General features: G+C 36.1%; 11 protein-coding genes and 2 tRNA genes. 3 read left to right on the forward strand and 10 right to left on the reverse strand.

Annotated features, from left to right (window positions below; translation table 11 throughout):
* Nucleotides 1–63: 63 nt before the first annotated feature.
* Nucleotides 64–5,430, reverse strand: coding sequence for a two-partner secretion domain-containing protein (locus ACYUCW_RS06150; RefSeq protein ID WP_163823097.1), 5,367 nt, complete (start codon nucleotides 5,428–5,430; stop codon nucleotides 64–66).
* 14 nt (nucleotides 5,431–5,444) lie between these two features.
* Nucleotides 5,445–7,004, reverse strand: a complete 1,560-nt coding sequence (locus ACYUCW_RS06155) for a ShlB/FhaC/HecB family hemolysin secretion/activation protein (RefSeq protein WP_004252179.1) — start codon at nucleotides 7,002–7,004, stop codon at nucleotides 5,445–5,447.
* Nucleotides 7,005–7,179: 175 nt separating this feature from the next.
* Between ACYUCW_RS06155 and modF the strand changes: the two genes are divergently transcribed.
* Nucleotides 7,180–8,646, forward strand: a complete 1,467-nt coding sequence (gene modF / locus ACYUCW_RS06160) for a molybdate ABC transporter ATP-binding protein ModF (protein WP_460408279.1) — start codon at nucleotides 7,180–7,182, stop codon at nucleotides 8,644–8,646.
* A gap of 350 nt (nucleotides 8,647–8,996) precedes the next feature.
* Nucleotides 8,997–9,749: a 2,3-diphosphoglycerate-dependent phosphoglycerate mutase gene (gene gpmA / locus ACYUCW_RS06165; protein WP_004244443.1), complete on the forward strand. Its 753-nt coding sequence runs from the start codon at nucleotides 8,997–8,999 to the stop codon at nucleotides 9,747–9,749.
* A 73-nt stretch (nucleotides 9,750–9,822) separates the two neighbouring features.
* On the opposite strand, the gene aroG is transcribed toward gpmA, so the two are convergent.
* Both aroG and pnuC read right to left on the reverse strand, forming a co-directional pair.
* Nucleotides 9,823–10,881 carry a 3-deoxy-7-phosphoheptulonate synthase AroG gene (gene aroG, locus ACYUCW_RS06170; RefSeq protein ID WP_460408280.1) on the reverse strand — a complete coding sequence of 353 codons (1,059 nt, stop codon included), beginning with the start codon at nucleotides 10,879–10,881 and terminating at the stop codon, nucleotides 9,823–9,825.
* Nucleotides 10,882–11,124: 243 nt separating this feature from the next.
* A complete protein-coding gene (gene pnuC, locus ACYUCW_RS06175; RefSeq protein ID WP_004244441.1) occupies nucleotides 11,125–11,853 on the reverse strand; it encodes a nicotinamide riboside transporter PnuC in 729 nt (242 codons plus the stop codon).
* 239 nt (nucleotides 11,854–12,092) lie between these two features.
* Between pnuC and ACYUCW_RS06180 the strand changes: the two genes are divergently transcribed.
* The gene (locus ACYUCW_RS06180; RefSeq protein WP_460408282.1) at nucleotides 12,093–12,983 is read left to right on the forward strand and encodes an aminoglycoside 6-adenylyltransferase; all 891 of its coding nucleotides are present in this window, start codon (nucleotides 12,093–12,095) and stop codon (nucleotides 12,981–12,983) included.
* A 155-nt stretch (nucleotides 12,984–13,138) separates the two neighbouring features.
* Here ACYUCW_RS06180 and ACYUCW_RS06185 read toward each other — a convergent pair.
* The 6 genes from ACYUCW_RS06185 to tolA form a co-directional block, all read right to left on the reverse strand.
* Nucleotides 13,139–13,214: transfer RNA gene (locus ACYUCW_RS06185), tRNA-Lys, on the reverse strand.
* Nucleotides 13,215–13,244: 30 nt separating this feature from the next.
* A tRNA-Lys gene (locus tag ACYUCW_RS06190) sits at nucleotides 13,245–13,320 on the reverse strand.
* 152 nt (nucleotides 13,321–13,472) lie between these two features.
* A complete protein-coding gene (cpoB, locus tag ACYUCW_RS06195) occupies nucleotides 13,473–14,246 on the reverse strand; it encodes a cell division protein CpoB (RefSeq protein WP_004247552.1) in 774 nt (257 codons plus the stop codon).
* A gap of 9 nt (nucleotides 14,247–14,255) precedes the next feature.
* A complete protein-coding gene (pal, locus tag ACYUCW_RS06200) occupies nucleotides 14,256–14,753 on the reverse strand; it encodes a peptidoglycan-associated lipoprotein Pal (RefSeq protein WP_004247551.1) in 498 nt (165 codons plus the stop codon).
* 45 nt (nucleotides 14,754–14,798) lie between these two features.
* A complete protein-coding gene (gene tolB / locus ACYUCW_RS06205) occupies nucleotides 14,799–16,094 on the reverse strand; it encodes a Tol-Pal system beta propeller repeat protein TolB (RefSeq protein WP_004244437.1) in 1,296 nt (431 codons plus the stop codon).
* 142 nt (nucleotides 16,095–16,236) lie between these two features.
* Nucleotides 16,237–17,304 (reverse strand): cell envelope integrity protein TolA, encoded by a 1,068-nt coding sequence (gene tolA, locus ACYUCW_RS06210; RefSeq protein ID WP_004244436.1) that lies wholly within the window; start codon nucleotides 17,302–17,304, stop codon nucleotides 16,237–16,239.
* Between the last annotated feature and the right edge of the window lie 24 nt (nucleotides 17,305–17,328).

Below are 17,328 nucleotides of genomic sequence, written 5' to 3' on the forward strand. Positions count from 1 at the left end.
ATAATAAGTATCATTATAATAAACACTTGCTCTTAATTTATTACCTTTTAATTTAAACATTAACTATTCCTCAATAATCGTAATATTAACTTTTATATTTTTTGATGATGCATTTTTGATCGAATCATTAATAGCATCCCATTGTTCTTTAGTGGTTTTTTCTGGAACTCCCAATTCTAATGTTTTTAATTTTACATCTTTTTTAAAAATTTCTGCAGTTCCTCGTCCATCACCACTATATTTATCTATAGTTGAAATATATGTATTTAATGTATTTTTTAATGATTTTGGATTTTTAAGCCTTGATTCAGTTTGGGTATTTAATGTCTTTACACTAATATATTCACCTGTCTTATCATCATAATAGTCAAATGTTTTAGCGTTAAGATGTAATCGTTTCAGTCGTTTATTTGATAGCCCAATAAAATTTTCAAATGTCATTCCTTGCTCTGCTATTGTACCTTGGTACATCCATTTCATTGTGATTTTATTTCCTGATTTGTCAATAAAATAAATATCATTTCTTGGTATAAATTGCGTTTTATTGGCATTAAATCTAATAGGTCCATAAATTCTATTACCATTACGCTTAGTTATCGACGCTCCTAGTGCAATCACTGAAGTTAAATTTTCAAGTGTTACTTTATCCCATCCTGTAAAATCACTCGCATTTTCAATCCATTGATTTCTTGCAAAAATTTCACTATCTGTTAATTTATCAATTTCTGTATAAGTGAATAACTTAATATTTTCATAACCACTAAATAGTGGATAGTTTCCCCCAATCCTTGTTCTTTCTTTTGTTATCCAATAATCTGAAAGTAATGAATCTTCCTCATGTGTATGTGGGTATTTTTTCATTAAAGATTCATAATAATTTCTTTCTGATGAATTTAATGATTCCTGAGCAATACAATAAACTTTCCGACAAGATGCAGCTAATAAGCGTTCTAACTTATTTTTATCTCCATTGGCTAATTTATTAATTGCTTTTGTTTCTTCTAAATGAAGTTGTCTATTATAACGTTCTACTAATTCAGCCGAATTAGCCGCACTTATAACGCCCTCCGCTTTACCTGTTGCAACTAAACCAGCAAAAGCCCCCACCAAACGACTTTTTTGAGCTTGTTGTTCTCGCCACTGTTCTGTCTTAATTAAATTATCGTTGAGCGATATTGCCGCTATTTCTGCTGCCAAGGCGCCGGCTACTGCACCTGTTACACTGCCTCCTGCAATTTCAGCGCTCACTCCTGCAACAACAGAATGGCTTAAAACCTTTCCTGCATGCCCTAATATCGCACCGTTATCACCAATGAGATTGGCACCTTCAGCGTGAAATTGACTGCCGATATGGCTTAATAGCGCAGTTTTAAAATTATCAATAAAACTGCCACCTTGAATGGCTGTGCCCAGTGTAGAACTCACTACTGACTGTGAGGCAACGCGTTGAGCAACTTGAGTCCATGTGGCATTATCCGTCGCAAGCAACTTGCCTGTTGTCGGTAATGTTCCCCCCTGTATTGCTTGATCCCAACCCATAAATTGGTCAAGACCTTGCAAGGTGCCTGCAACGGCCATACTGGTGACAATGGATTTCACCGTATCACTGCGACTTAAGGAGCCAAATGTTTTAGAAATATTGCCTTGATTTTCGGCTAAAGAGACCGCAGCTTGCGAAACTAAAGAAGCAAAACCGGCTTGTGCCGCAACTGATGCCGTTGACGCAACCCCCGCAGAGGCTCCTGCAGCAATAGTTGCATTACTTGCCATTCCTCCTATTGAGGCAGCTGTTGCCGTACCATAAGTTGCAACCCCTACCGCGATGGCAATAACCGCACCAACAACTGGATTTAACTGCTGGGTTTTATCATCCCAACTGGAATAAGTGTCTTTCACTAAATTCCAATTAATATTTTCTTGACGTTGGAGCGCATTAAGCCAAGCATATTCTGGTGTGTTACTTAAGGCAGTTAATGCCTGCTCTAAAGATTGCTCTTTTTTGGCTTTAATATCTGCAGATATGCCTTTTGGCGCATCAATAGTCAGCTTTCCGCCAATATAGAGTTCAGGTAATAGCCATGTTCCCTTGGTGTATCCCTGATTACGTTGAGTGATATATATATCTTTTGAACGAGTAATAACTTGTTTAAAAGCAGTATCTTTCACCGCTTTAAAATTAATGCCTCCTGTTTTACTGGTTAATTTGGCATTCTTTGCTGTCTCTAATTTGCTTGCTTCTAAAGTGATATCATCTTTAGCAATTAAATTAATATCGTCATTAGCAATAAACTCGGTAACTTTATTCGTTGTGTTATTAAATGTTTTGGTATATTTCTTTTTAGTCGCACACAGTGTCCACCAATTACATTTTTTCTTTTCTTCTTCATAGTAACTGGATTCTTCCATTGCCTGTGCATAAAGAAATCCACCTTTAGCAGCAATATCCATCTTTTTATTAGCAGCCAATTGAGAGGCCTGAAATAAAATACTGCCCTCAGATAATAGTGTTAGATGATTACCGCTATTAATTTCAGTACTGACTTGTTTACGAAGTTCTTCTAACTCTGAGTCCGACTCTTTACGAAAATGTGTTCTTACTGATCCCAATTGGATATTGCCACCACTGGAAATAGCAATATCCCCCTCTGATTTAAGTGAACTTCCTTCTGTTGTGAGTGAGCCTGATGATGCAATAGAAATACCTTTATTTCCCATAATGGATGTGGTGGCATATTGAATGTCTTGCGCATCTTCGTGGGGATCTTTGATGGCGGAATAAGCATTTGCACCCAGTTTTATATTTCTACCCGCTAATACAATGATTTTATCTTTTGAATTTAATACTGTTGAACTTAAATCAATATCACGCGCGGCATTTAAAATAAGGTTATTATCTGAAAATAATTTAGATTGTAGTTGGGGGTAATGAATATCACTGAAAAAAGGAGCGGCTTCTTTTATTAATTTGGAGGCAAGAAAAATATCTTGTCCTGCATTAAAAGTTATTTCTTTGTTACTATAATATTTTATTCCCTGACTAACAATATCTTTACCAGCCATCAAGCTTATATTATTCTTACTTTTCCAAAGCCCCATATTAAATAAAAACGCTGAAATATATTGTTCATCTCTAAAATTTGGCATTAGGTTGAAAAATAAAGACTCATCGCGTTTTATTTTAATATTCTCTAATGCTGATAAACTTTTTTCATTTGATTCATTAATTATTACATTTGAAATGTAAATGTTTTTACCTGAATAAAAGTCTATTTTTTCAGACACATCAATAAATGGTGCCTTAATGCTATTCAGAGTATAAGAGGCTATAGGGCTAAATGAATAATTAATATCTCCATTCTTAGTTATGATGGAAAAATGCTTTGCCGTTACATCTATATTTTCAGAATTAACATTATCAATTGCTGTTAAATTTATAATATCACCAGATAATAAATTTGAATTACTTATATTTATATTTTTATTAGCAATAACAGATAAAGAGTTACTTGATTTTAAATTTAATGAGATATTTAAATTATTAGCATTTAATAGTATATTTTTAGCTAATATAGTACTTTCAAAATCAGATATTCTTCTATACTTTTTAATTTCTTTTTCTAAAAATGGAAATTTACGTTCTAACGCTATACTATCTTTAAAATCTAAAACTAAATTATTACCTGCTTTTATCATATATTCAGAAGCACTATCTACAATAAATTCATAATGACTTCCAGTTTTAGTAAAGGGAATAAAATGAACTATTTTTTGAAATTTAGTTTCATCAATATTATATTTATTTACATCATCTCGATAAAAAATATGAGCATTATCATGAGAATAAAGATCCCATTTATTAAGGTGTCCAAACCGATAATAGTATACTTTTGCATTGTTTCCCGTTGCGATAAGATCATTAGTTGCAAAAATATCAGATTGGGTATTAAAAAACTCGTTAGATTGTATATATAAATTTTTACCAGAATAAATAACACTAGGAACATACTTTTTATTCTTTTCAAATAATGAGCGTTCTACATTAACACCTCCATTATTTTTTAAATCTAATATATCAAACCACTTTTTATCAGAGAGTTCTTTTAATTCAGCAAGTAAAATAATTATAAGGAAATTATTCGTAGGACTATTGTAAGGATGAAGAAAATGAGTACCTATATTTATAGACGATGTAGAATCAGGCTCTTGCTTTATTTCTTTAAATAAAGGAGTAATAGATTCATTAACCAATTTCTTGGTTCTAATAATCAAATCACCCTTTTCTGTTTTTATGGTGGCTGATTGATTTTCAATTAAACTACTTGGTTCACCCTGTGCATTTTTTTGTATCCATAAATTATCTTTTGCTTGAATAAGCGCTTTTTCACCTTTATTAGTGAATTTATCTACGAATAAACGCATATCCTTTTCTGCGATAATATCACTATGATTCGTTAGCGTATTAGTTGCTAATGTAATATCTCTTTGCGCTTTTAAGCTGGCATTACTATTCATTTGTAGCGCTTTGCTACTAACATTAATATCTTGCTCAGATTGAATATTGCCATTAAAGGTAATTTTGCCATCAACTGTTAAATTGATACTATTTTGTTTTGTTTGAATATCAGTTAAATTAACACCGACCCCCTTTTCTGTGCTAACTAAGCGTATTTGATTGGCATACATTCCACCCAATGCTTTTGTATCAATAGCGACGGTCGGTTTTACACCTTCTCCATTAATGCTATTTACTGTCCCTTTGCCGAAATCAATATGGTTATTCCCTTGCATTAAAGAGAGATTTTTAGCATTTATCTTTCCATTTATTTCAATACTACGACTAATAATATCGGCATAATTTTGCAAATCGGCATTCATACCTTGCTTACCAATAACAATACTGCCTTTTTTTACTTCTAGTGCCGAATAGGTACCTTGAGGGCTAAATTGAGGCTTTCCCGTCGTGAGAGTAATTGATGGAGTATTAATAAATGAGCAACCATCACAACTAATTCCATTAGGATTAGCAATTAAAACATCCGCTTGTTGTCCTGCAACTTCTAATTTACCTAATAACTGTGAACGACTATTACCGACAACTTCATTAATAATTAAATTAGCCGTATTACCTTTTAAATTTTTATTAGCAGTTATTTTTTTTGCTAATTGACTATTAGCATCAACTTGCGAATTATTAAGTACTGCCCCCTGTTTATTAACATTAAAGACATTAAACCTATTATGAGAAACACCACTGTCATTAGGTGTTGCAATATTAATAATAGGAATATTATTTTGCTGGTTTATTGTTATCGTTTTATCAGATGAAGTAATGACAGAGCCCCAAGCAGGATGCAATGGGTAAATAGCGGTTAAATAAATAACACAATAGCTTATTAAACGCTGTTTTCGCGAAATATCCTTTTTATGCATAAAAAATTCCTTATTTAAAGAGCAAAAGAAATTGACCAAGATAAAGACCATTGGTTAGCATTTGACCACTTTGGATAAATGAATGGTTTGTTTATCAATAGTTGTGAAGAAAAAGGGGAACGATAAAATGAAAGCCCCATAGCGCCAGCTAATAAAGACTGCTGCTTTGTTTCATATTGATCAGAATAGATAACGCCATAATCAACAGCTGTAATAAAACGCCATTGACCTAAAAATGAATTTATCCATGGTGTATTAATTTCATTACGCCAATAAAGTCCTCTATTGGCACTAAGCTTATTTTGTTTAGCACCACGAACTGCATTTAATCCATCTATGGTTATTTTTTCCACACTATAAAGATTATCAGATGTATATTGACCATAAAAAGACGTAATATAGGAGACAGAGTAAGGAAATAAATATTGATAATGTATATTTAGACTCAATTTTCTATAGTGGCTTCGGGGTGAGTTTTCAGCAATATAATCAGGTGATGCCCCAAAAAAAGACAACCCAATTTCTGCTGATGGATTAATAGATAAATAACCTGATGTCAGATTAAAATGATATTGAGGGGCTAATGATAATGATGTTAATGTTGGGCTATTGATTAATATCGGCTGTTTGGCTAATTCCGTTCTTACTTTTTTATGCTTTAATATGCCTTTTAATATTATCTTCTTCTTACTATCCCGATAAAGTAAACGACTAATATCAACTTGCTGATTAGTATTTATACTTTTATAGATATATTGATTACTATAACTTTTAATAAAATGAGAAGAACGGTTATAAGATAACTGATATTGATAAAACCAATAGCCATAGGGAATGTTTATACTCGCTGTATAGCCTCTATAATAATGTGAATGTAATAAATCTGTATTACTGTTTAAGGAGAGATCCCACTGCTCTCCAAATCCAAATAACGAATCTATTGTTGTGGTATTCGTCAGTAAAATTTCACCTGTTGCTTTTGAACCTGAATTATCAATAGTAAGTTGATTTCTGAAAGGATGCGTTTTGTTTTTCTTATAAATAAAAATAGTCGAGTATCCTATCCTGTCACTAGGTTGAATATCTAATCTATATTGTGATGTTGTTAATCGATTAAGTTGTTCAAGCCCATGCTCTAACTCACGTAAATTAAGTCGTTTATCTTGATATGAAGGAAATAGAATATCAACCATGGGAGAAGTCATGTTATCAATAAAGATTGATTTTATCTTTCCTTCAATTACGTTAATGGTTAATTGATGATTTGAGAGATCTTGATCGGCAATAAAAGCTTGTGAAGTAATATAGCCTTTTTCAATATACGCATTAGTCATTGATTTAATGATATGTTGCATATCACTTAATGTTAAACATTTATTTATATATTTAGATATTAATTCTTTTTGTGCCTTATTAGTTAATAAACCATTCCTTTCTATTTTTATTTCATTAATTAAGAAGCAATTATTTACATTATTATTTATTTCTGCAAAAGTTATCTTACTTATCGTTAATAAAAATAGCGCCATTAATCCTAATAAATAGTTAATACATTCCCTTTTAATGTTATTCATATAAACGAGTCCTTATGTTTTTATTAAAATAACATAAATAATCTTGCCCATCTTTTATCTTTTTTATTCTCTCTGCACTATTTTTACTTAAGCGATCAGCAACAAATATTGACAAGTTTTAATTAAACCGATATTGGTAAGTATTCTACTTGTAATAAAAATAAGGATAATAATAATGAAGTACTTGCAACTCACAAAAACACAGTTTCGCTTAAGTGATACACTCTGCTTGCATATCGATGATTTAACTATCAATGAAGGAGAAAGTTGGGCATTCGTTGGTAGCAATGGTAGTGGTAAAACGGCGCTCGCTAATACATTATGCCAAGAGGGGATTTTATTATCGGGTGAGCTTATTAATAGGTTTACTCGTCCGATTAATCTCTCTTTTGAAAAATTACAAAAAATGATAGAGGAAGAGTGGCTGCGTAACAATACAGACTTATTAAGTGAAGATGAGGATGATACGGGATTAACCGTGGCTCAGGTGATCCAAATGCAGGTAAAAGATAATGATCGCTGCCTGTTATTAGCAAAACAATTTGGTATTGATGCACTTTTATCAAGGCGTTTTAAATATCTTTCAACGGGAGAGTCTCGTAAGGTACTGCTTATTCAGTTATTGATGAATAAACCTGATCTATTAATTTTAGATGAGCCTTTTGATGGTTTAGATATTGACTCTCGTCGTACATTAAGTGAGTTACTTTCATCACTACATCAACAAAAGCTAACGATTGTTCTTATTTTAAATCGCTTTAATGATATTCCTGATTTTGTGCAAAATGCTGGCTTATTGATTGACTGTAAACTCGTGGCACAAGGTAAAAAAAGTGATATTTTATCAGACTCAGTAATTGCGCAATTATCTCACAGTGAAACACTTGAAAATCTGATCTTACCCGCCACAGACTCCGTTGATGCAGTTCCTACCTTATCACCAACGCTTTCCCCTATTATACTTAAGGATGGCGTGGTCAGTTATAATGATAAACCTGTGCTCCATCACTTAACCTGGGAAGTTAAACCACAACAACATTGGCAAATATTAGGTCCTAATGGCGCAGGAAAATCGACCTTATTAAGCTTAATCACAGGAGATCATCCTCAGGGCTATAGCAATGATTTAACTCTATTTGGTCGTAAAAGAGGCAGTGGTGAAACCATTTGGGAGATCAAACGCCATATTGGTTATGTTAGTAATGCCTTACATCAAAGCTATCGCGTCTCTTCAAGTGTGAAAAATGTGATTATTTCTGGTTTTCATGACTCTATTGGTATTTATCAAGCCGTTACCGATAAACAGCAAAAATTAGCGGATGAATGGCTAACACTAATTGGTTTAACTGCACTCGCTAACCATCCTTTTCACTCACTTTCATGGGGACAACAGCGTCTAGTATTAATTGTAAGAGCATTGGTTAAACACCCGACATTATTGATCCTCGATGAACCACTACAAGGATTAGATACAACCAATAGACTATTAGTACAGCGCTTTATTGATATCATGATGAGCCATAGCAATACTCAACTACTGTTTGTCAGTCATCATCAAGAAGATGCACCTCACTGTATTACCCATCGACTGATTTTTATTAAAGAAGGAGATATCTATCGTTACCAACAACAACCCTGTTAACTAGATATAGGCTATTTTTAAGGTAAGATACATCATCACACTGAAGAAAAGGGTATTTGTTATCGATAAATGGCGATGATTTTAACGATAGATTTAGAGAGCATATTTTTTACTGATAATTATCCAGAATCGGCTTTTCGTTTCTTTTCACCGATCCCGTTAAATTAATAGCTTGATCGATTAAGCAAAAGGTGTAATAACTGTGTAATATTTCATCAAACAATCGTCATTTTTGACATAATCCCCCTAGTTTTGTTAGTTATGTTTGGCGTTCTTGTTGATGATCCATATAATGATTGCAGTCCTGATTTTAAACTTATATTAAGAAAGTAATTATAGGAGTCTAAACTATGGCAGTAACTAAGCTTGTGCTAGTTCGACACGGTGAAAGTGTATGGAACAAAGAAAACCGTTTTACAGGCTGGACTGACGTTGAATTGTCAGATAAAGGCCGTAATGAAGCGCAAGAAGCAGGTAAACTGCTGAAGGCTGAAGGTTTTACTTTTGACTACGCATATACTTCTGTACTAAAACGTGCAATCCACACTCTGTGGAACATTCTTGATGAAGTTGATCAACAATGGCTGCCAGTAGAGAAAAGCTGGAAACTAAACGAACGTCACTACGGTGCATTACAAGGCTTAAACAAAGCTGAAACAGCTGAAAAATACGGTGACGAGCAAGTTAAACAATGGCGTCGTGGTTTTGCGGTTACCCCACCAGAGTTAACTAAAGATGATGATCGCTTCCCAGGTAAAGATCCACGTTATGCATCTTTAACTGAAGCTGAACTGCCATTAACAGAAAGCTTAGCGTTAACTATCGACCGTGTAACACCATATTGGGAAGAAGTCATTAAACCTCGCGTTGCTTCAGGTGATAAAGTGATTATTGCCGCTCACGGTAACTCACTGCGCGCTCTGGTTAAATACCTAGACAATATGAGTGAAGAAGAAATTCTTGAACTGAATATCCCAACAGCAGTACCTTTAGTTTACGAATTTGATGAAAATATGAAACCAATCAAACGTTACTACTTAGGTAATGCAGAAGAAATCGCAGCAAAAGCCGCGGCTGTTGCTAACCAAGGTAAAGCAAAATAATTTTACTTTTACTTTGAATTAGATAAAAAAAATGCCACTTTTGAGTGGCATTTTTATTAATAAAAACAGACTATTATGATTTATTACGACGAGTAGCGACTGCATCGGCTAATTGGCGTAATAACGTTTCTGTATCATCCCATCCAATACAAGCATCTGTGACACTTTTACCGTATACCAAAGGTTCACCACTTTCTAATGATTGATTGCCCTCTTCTAAATGACTTTCAACCATTACACCAATTAAAGCTTTTTCTCCTGCGCTAATTTGTTGGCAAATATCGGCACCAACCTCCATTTGCTTCTTAAATTGTTTACAGCTATTGGCGTGGCTAAAATCAACCATAACATTTTGGGGTAATCCTGCTTTTTTCAGACCTTCTTTTACGGCAGCAACATGTTCTGCACTGTAATTAGGCTCTTTACCGCCCCGTAAAATAATATGGCAATCTTTATTCCCTGTAGTACGAACTATCGCTGAGTGACCCCATTTAGTTACTGATAAGAAACAGTGTGGAGAGCCTGCAGCATTGATGGCATCAATCGCCACTTTAATTGTGCCATCTGTGCCATTTTTAAAACCAACAGGACAAGATAGTCCGGAGGATAATTCTCTATGCACTTGAGATTCTGTTGTTCGAGCACCAATGGCTCCCCAACTCATCAAATCAGCGACATATTGTGGGGTTATCATATCTAAAAACTCGCCAGCCGTTGGTAATCCACTATCATTGATGGTTAATAGCAAACGACGAGCAATGCGTAATCCTTCATTAATATCAAAGGTACAGTCCATATGTGGATCATTTATCAGCCCTTTCCAACCGACTGTGGTACGTGGTTTTTCAAAATAAACTCGCATCACAATTTCAAGTTTATCTTTCAGCTCTTCTCTTAATAAATTTAAACGCTGAGCATATTCCAGTGCCGCGTTAGGATCATGAATAGAGCAAGGCCCAATCACCACTAATAGGCGATCATCTTTTCCAGCAAGGATTTGATGAATAGCTTCACGGGCATGACGAACTGTAAACGCCGCATTGTCAGTGGCTGGAAACTTTTCCAATAATGCCACTGGCGGTAAAAGTTCATTGATTTGTGTTATTTTAAGATCATCATTCTGGTAATTCATTCCCGTGTTCCACTCTATTATTATCTAGTCAATATGATTTCTGTTTCTTCAATCTAACCATTCGTTTTCTCTCTGTAAACACCCTTAAGAGTCTAAACAGACCATGACGGTAGATAACAAAAATATCGAAAACAAGTAATAGCACCATTAAGTAAAATAATGATTTGAAATTGCCTAGAATAGAAGAATAAACACAACGAATAGCAAGGCTGGAGAGAAATATAACTCTACCAGCCTTTTTTATTATGAGAGATAATTATTTTTGTTTGAATGCTTTGCTGATTTGATCCACAAACGAGAGCCATTAATAGCGATAGCCAATAAGATGATATATTCAATAGACATGGCATAAACACCCTGTTTATAAAATATAACAATACTAATGACATTAATAACAGACCAAATTAACCAGTTTTCTACCAATTTGCGTGTCATTAAGATCATAGCCACAATGGAGAGTACCGTCATTGTTGAATCCCAGAATGGGTAAGCATCTGGCTCGATAGCAGGTGTGGCTAAATTTGCCCCGAAGACATTTAAGATATCAACAGCAATAACTGCTAAATAGCCAAAAACGGTATCAATATTAAACGTTAGCGCAATAATGGCAGCAATGGAGACAATGATTAATACGATTTGTTGGCCCGGCTTTAACCAACGTATTTTCAATTCTGCTTGTTCAAAATCATTCACTCTACTCCATGCATACCAACCATAAATATTGGCAGCAAAGAAGAAAATTTGTAGCAGTAGACTGGCATATAACTGGATCTGGAAAAAAATAATGGCGAATAAAGTGACATTAATTAACCCAAATAAATAGTTAATGATCTTTTCCTGGCTCGCAAGCCATATACATAATAATCCAGCAATAGTCCCTATAGCTTCAATCCATGAGAGTGGATAGCCTTCTTTTCCTAATGGAATATTGACTAAAATATTATTAATACTAAACCAACTAATGACATCCATTTGACAACCCCGACTTAATCATAGAAAAAACAAATAAAATATGGGTTATTGCGACATTGTTGCAAAGTGATAAAGATATATATACATTCCTATCAATGATAGCACTTAGTTTAAAATATTAAACAAAATGCCATTTATTTACCATAAAAAACAAAAAGTGTTTTATATAATAAATATGCTATTTTTTTATTCATACTTACAACAAATAACTTTATCTACTATAACAACTAGAGAGAAATATGGAGCCAATCACCCGCTTAATCGATCGCATGTTATCTTTTGCATTACTTGATCCTCGAATTGAGGCTGTGGTATTAACAGGCTCAGTGGGTCGTAATAAGAAGATAGACAGCTATTCTGATATTGATATAGAGCTTATTGGTCACGGTGCGACCGAGCTAGCAAAAAACCAACATTGGCTATCACAATTTGGTAAACACCTCGTCTCTTTAGCAACAGAATGTGAAGATCCGAACGGCATTCGCTGGCCAATCTATTTGCACGTATTAGCTCAAGGCCGAAAAATGGATATTTTGATGGCAGAGCCTGAAAGAATTATCAATATGAAACAAAATGGTCTAAGTCCAGTTTATCAACGAGGCTATCGTGTTTTACTTGATAAAACAGGTTTATGTGACCAACTTCCAGAAATTAGCACTGTGACTCCCCCAGCCCTTTCCATAGAGCAAGCTGATGCCTTGGCTCAAGAGTTTTGGTTTGAAGCCACACAAATCGCTATAGCTATCTTACGTAATGAATTTTGGTTCGCTGAATATCGTATGAGTGATATAAGGGAATGGTTGATCCGTTTACTAGAGCAAGTTGCTCTGCAAACATCAACACAAGATGTCTGGTATCAAGGCAAAAACTTACGGGAGTGGTTACCTAAGTTTTACTCATTACGTTCATTAGAAAGCACACTGGCTATGAGTACCCCTTATGAAGCAGCGGCTGCATTAAGTATTATCATGGCTTTTTTTATTGATGTATCAAAGCGTTTTGGTTTGTCGATAGAAAAGGCAACACAAGCACAAATACTCATTAGCGATTGGTTTATTGATAATGAACTATTAACTGAAAATGAATATTACCAAATAACCACTTCCATTATTTGTCATTATCCAACTTAAGTGAGATCAGATAGTTTTTTCAGCAATGGAGAAGCTATCTATTTACATCCTCTATTTGAGTAACTCGAGTAATAAATACAAAAACGAGTTATAGAGAGCATTTTTAGATAGAATGAGAATGGCGTGTGATAAAAGACTAGAAAAGCATATTGAAATGGTGGGTCGTGGGCGACTCGAACGCCCGACCAATTGATTAAAAGTCAACTGCTCTACCGACTGAGCTAACGACCCATTTCATAAAATGGTATGTAAATTCGAAAATGGTGGGTCGTGGGCGACTCGAACGCCCGACCAATTGATTAAAAGTCAACTGCTCTACCGACTGAGCTAACGACCCTTTTCGAACTCGCCACATTCTCTGTGGCAACGGCGGGTAATAATACTGATTTAATGTTATTGTGCAACGTTTTTTTTCAAAAAAACATTCAAACGCTGAAAAAACAATCAGTTAACCCCGAAAATGTAACATTCACATTACGGGGCCAATAATTATAGTGCTGCTAACTGCTTTTGTGCTAATTTTGCACCAGCACTGTTTGGATATTGCTTAACCACTTGTTGATAAATAGCTTTCGCATTATCCTTTTGCCCTTTCTCTTGCATAATAAGCCCTATCTTATAAAAGGCCTCACTTGCTTTTTGAGATTTTGGATAATTTTTCACAACAATAGCAAAAGTACTCGCAGCCTGATCTTTATTACCTTTTAGATAATACATTTGCCCCAACCAAAATTGAGCATTTGATTGATAGCTAGACTTCGGATAACTTTTAATAAAGTTGTTTAATGCAACAATTGCCTTATCGTAATCTTTTGAATTCAATACAATATCAATTGCCGCGTTATAATCGGCTTTTTCATCACCTGTTGACGACGAACTCGTACTTGTATCAGATGTTGAAGGTACATTGCCACCCGTTGAAGCCTCATCCGTTGTTGGTGCTGAGTTGCCACCATTTAGGCTATCTAATTGTTGATAGATATTACGTTGACGCTCTACAACTTGGTTTAACTGGTATTGATTTTCCTGAATTTGACCACGCAACATATCAATATCGCGTTGAGAATCTGCGAGTTGTTGCTGTAATTGGGTCAAAAGCTGACTATGAGCATTAGAGATACGCTCAAGTTGGGCGAGTCGTTCATCAGTAGAGCCTGAACCGATATTACTGATTGGCGCTTGGGCAATAGCGGCTACAGGAGCCGCTACGCCAACCAGTAACAACAGACTCATCAATAAAGGTCTGAAGTTACTGTTGTTCATGCCGTTCTCTTAGTAAACCAGTACTGCACGACGGTTTTTCGCATAAGCGGCTTCGTCATGACCCAGTACAGCAGGTTTTTCTTTACCGTAAGATACGATTGATAATTGATCAGCTGATACGCCTTTACCTTGCAGATACATTTTAACTGCGTTTGCACGACGTTCGCCTAACGCGATGTTGTATTCTGGAGTACCACGTTCGTCAGCATGACCTTCGATAGTAATGCGTACTGAAGGGTTAGCACGCAGGAATGCAGCGTGAGCATCTAACAGTTGAGCATATTCTGAAGTAACGTCATATTTATCAAAACCGAAGTAAACAATGTTAGTTTGTTTCAGTTGTTCTAATTGCTGACGTGCTAATTCTTCAGCAGTAGGGCCTTGCTCAGTAACAGGTACATTGTTGCTTGTATCTGTTTGATCATCGTTTTTGTTTGAGCTACATGCTGCAACAGCAACGAGTGGTAATGCTAACATCAACCCTTTAAACACTTTGTTTAATTGCATCTCTAATTGTTCCTTTATTTGTTTGCCATACATAATTCTTATGCATCACATAAACGGAGACCAGGCAGGTGATTTAACCTGACCATCAGTCGCCGGAAGACGCGCTTTGAAACGTCCATCAGTCGATACTAGTCGCAAAATGGTTCCTAAGCCTTGAGTGGAGCTATAAATAACCATAGTGCCGTTAGGCGCGATGCTTGGCGTTTCATCCAGAAACGTATCTGTTAAATATTGAACAGCATTCGTTTCTAGATCCTGCTTAGCGATATGTTGCCTACCGCTTTCAGAACTCACCATAACTAAGAAACTACCATCAGGACTTACTGCAGGATTTTGGTTTTGTTTTCCTTCCCAAGTAATACGTTCTGGCGTTCCTCCGTTAATATTAATTTTATAAATTTGAGGACGTCCGCCTTGATCCGAAGTATAGACCAAAGTCTGTCCATCAGGCATCCAAGTCGGTTCTGTATTATTACTTCTACCATTGGTTACCTGTGTCATATTGCCACTGGCTAAATCCATTACATAAAGATTTAGACTACCGCTTTTTGACAGTGCAAAGGCTAATTTAGAGCCATCTGGAGAAAAAGCAGGTGCACCATTATGTCGAGGGAAAGAAGCGATTTGACGCACTTCCCCCGTTGCTAATGTCTGTACAACTAAAGCAGATTGACCACTTTCAAATGTGACATATGCTAGTTTAGCACCATCAGGAGACCAAGCGGGTGACATTAATGGCTGTGATGAACGATAAACGCGATCTTGATTAAATCCATCATAGTCAGATACACGTAATTCATATGGATAAGCGCCACCATTAGTCACAACGACATAAGCAATACGGGTACGGAACGCACCACGAATGCCAGTTAATTTTTCAAAGATTTCATCACTGGCGGTATGAGCAGCATATCGTAACCATTTATTGCTGATTTTATACTCACTTTGCGCTAAAACCGCTCCCGGAGAGCCAGCAACATCAACTAGTTGATAGCTAACAACATATTGACCATCTGCCGAGGGCTGAACACGCCCTACAACCACTGAATCAATACCTAATGCTGTCCAGAGTGCAGGTTGAACCTCAGAAGCGGTAACGGGTTGTTGAGGCAAACGATTCATATCAATAGGGTTAAATTTACCACTATTTCGTAAATCAGCCGCAATCACTCCAGCAATATCTTCTGGCATTTGACCTGTGCCTTCCCATTTAAAAGGAACAACACCAATAGGGCGTGCAGTATTCACCCCTTGTGTAATTTCAATGCGAACTTCTGCATTAGCGAGCGTTGTAACGCATAATATCAAAAGTCCGAAAATAACATTTAATGCCTGCTTCATCATGTCTCCCTTTTATTATTGCGGTTATTGCGCAATAACGCACAGAATAGTAACAAACGCTTTTAAACAACACCATACAACACATCAATAACATTCTAAAATAGAGATAAATTAATGTATGTTTTCCTACTATCAGACAGTTTTATGGCTTAAACTCAATTGTTGGTGATTTTACTTGTTCGTAAATATCTTTCGGTGGCTTAGGCAATGTTGCCATTTTAGCCGCTTGTAATGCAACTTGGCATAAAGCCGGATCACCACCTACCGCTTTTGCACTTACTAACATACCGTCTGGTGCAATACTTATTTTAAGGTCACATTTACGACCTTTATATAAATCAGAATCAAAAAACTTCTGTTCGATGGCAACTTTTACTTGCCCAGTATAGCGATCAATGCCCGCAGCATTTGCCCCAGAGCGATTACCACCACCTTGACCTGCTGCAGAAGCCCCCGATTGTTTATCGCCTTGAGCAACTAATCCATCGAGTAGACTATCAACCGCTTTACTTTGTTGCTGTGCAGCGGCTTTCGCTTTAGCTTCCGCTGCTGCTTTGGCTTTAGCTTCTGCGGCTGCTTTCGCTTTTGCATCAGCCTCTGCTTTCGCTTTCGCATCGGCTTCAGCCTTCGCTTTTGCCTCAGCTTCTGCTTTTGCCTTCGCTTCTTCTGCTTTCTGTTTCGCTGCTAATTCTGCTTGTTTCTTCGCTTCTGCCTCTGCTTTGGCTTTCGCATCAGCTTGCTCTTTTAAAATACGATCGCGTTCAGCTTTAGCTTGTGCGGCAGCTTCTTCAGCCTGCTTTTGCTCTTCTTTCGCTTTAGCAGCGGCGGTGGCCGCTTCACGACGTTGAGCTTCTGCAGCCTCTTTTGCTTGCAAACGTTCCACTTCTAACGCTTTTAAACGTTCTTGTTCTTTAATTTGTTGTTGGCGTAGCTCTTCTTCTTGTTGCTGCGCCCGCGCTTTACGTTCTTGTTCTGCTTTTTGGACATTAGCTTGTTGCGCCTTTTGCTGATTATACTCTTGTACTACCGCATTAGGGTCAACCATAATAGCATCAATAACTTGCCCATCAGATCCACCGCCACCGCCTAAATTCCATTTCTGAGTTAACGATCCCCAGATAAGCAAAGCGATGATCAGTAAATGCAAGACAGTAGACAAGATAACTGAACCGCTCAATTTACTTCGGATTGGTTTCGTCTTCTTTCCCACGCTATTATCCAAACTTATTTCAGC

The organism is Proteus sp. MB838 (genome assembly GCF_054767435.1).

Coding starts and splice junctions, on each gene's coding strand:
- ACYUCW_RS06150 (WP_163823097.1), bottom strand. CDS start 5,430: ATGCATAAAAAGGATATTTCGCGAAAACAGCGTTTAATAAGCTATTGT.
- ACYUCW_RS06155 (WP_004252179.1), bottom strand. CDS start 7,004: ATGAATAACATTAAAAGGGAATGTATTAACTATTTATTAGGATTAATG.
- modF (WP_460408279.1), top strand. CDS start 7,180: ATGAAGTACTTGCAACTCACAAAAACACAGTTTCGCTTAAGTGATACA.
- gpmA (WP_004244443.1), top strand. CDS start 8,997: ATGGCAGTAACTAAGCTTGTGCTAGTTCGACACGGTGAAAGTGTATGG.
- aroG (WP_460408280.1), bottom strand. CDS start 10,881: ATGAATTACCAGAATGATGATCTTAAAATAACACAAATCAATGAACTT.
- pnuC (WP_004244441.1), bottom strand. CDS start 11,853: ATGGATGTCATTAGTTGGTTTAGTATTAATAATATTTTAGTCAATATT.
- ACYUCW_RS06180 (WP_460408282.1), top strand. CDS start 12,093: ATGGAGCCAATCACCCGCTTAATCGATCGCATGTTATCTTTTGCATTA.
- cpoB (WP_004247552.1), bottom strand. CDS start 14,246: ATGAACAACAGTAACTTCAGACCTTTATTGATGAGTCTGTTGTTACTG.
- pal (WP_004247551.1), bottom strand. CDS start 14,753: ATGCAATTAAACAAAGTGTTTAAAGGGTTGATGTTAGCATTACCACTC.
- tolB (WP_004244437.1), bottom strand. CDS start 16,094: ATGAAGCAGGCATTAAATGTTATTTTCGGACTTTTGATATTATGCGTT.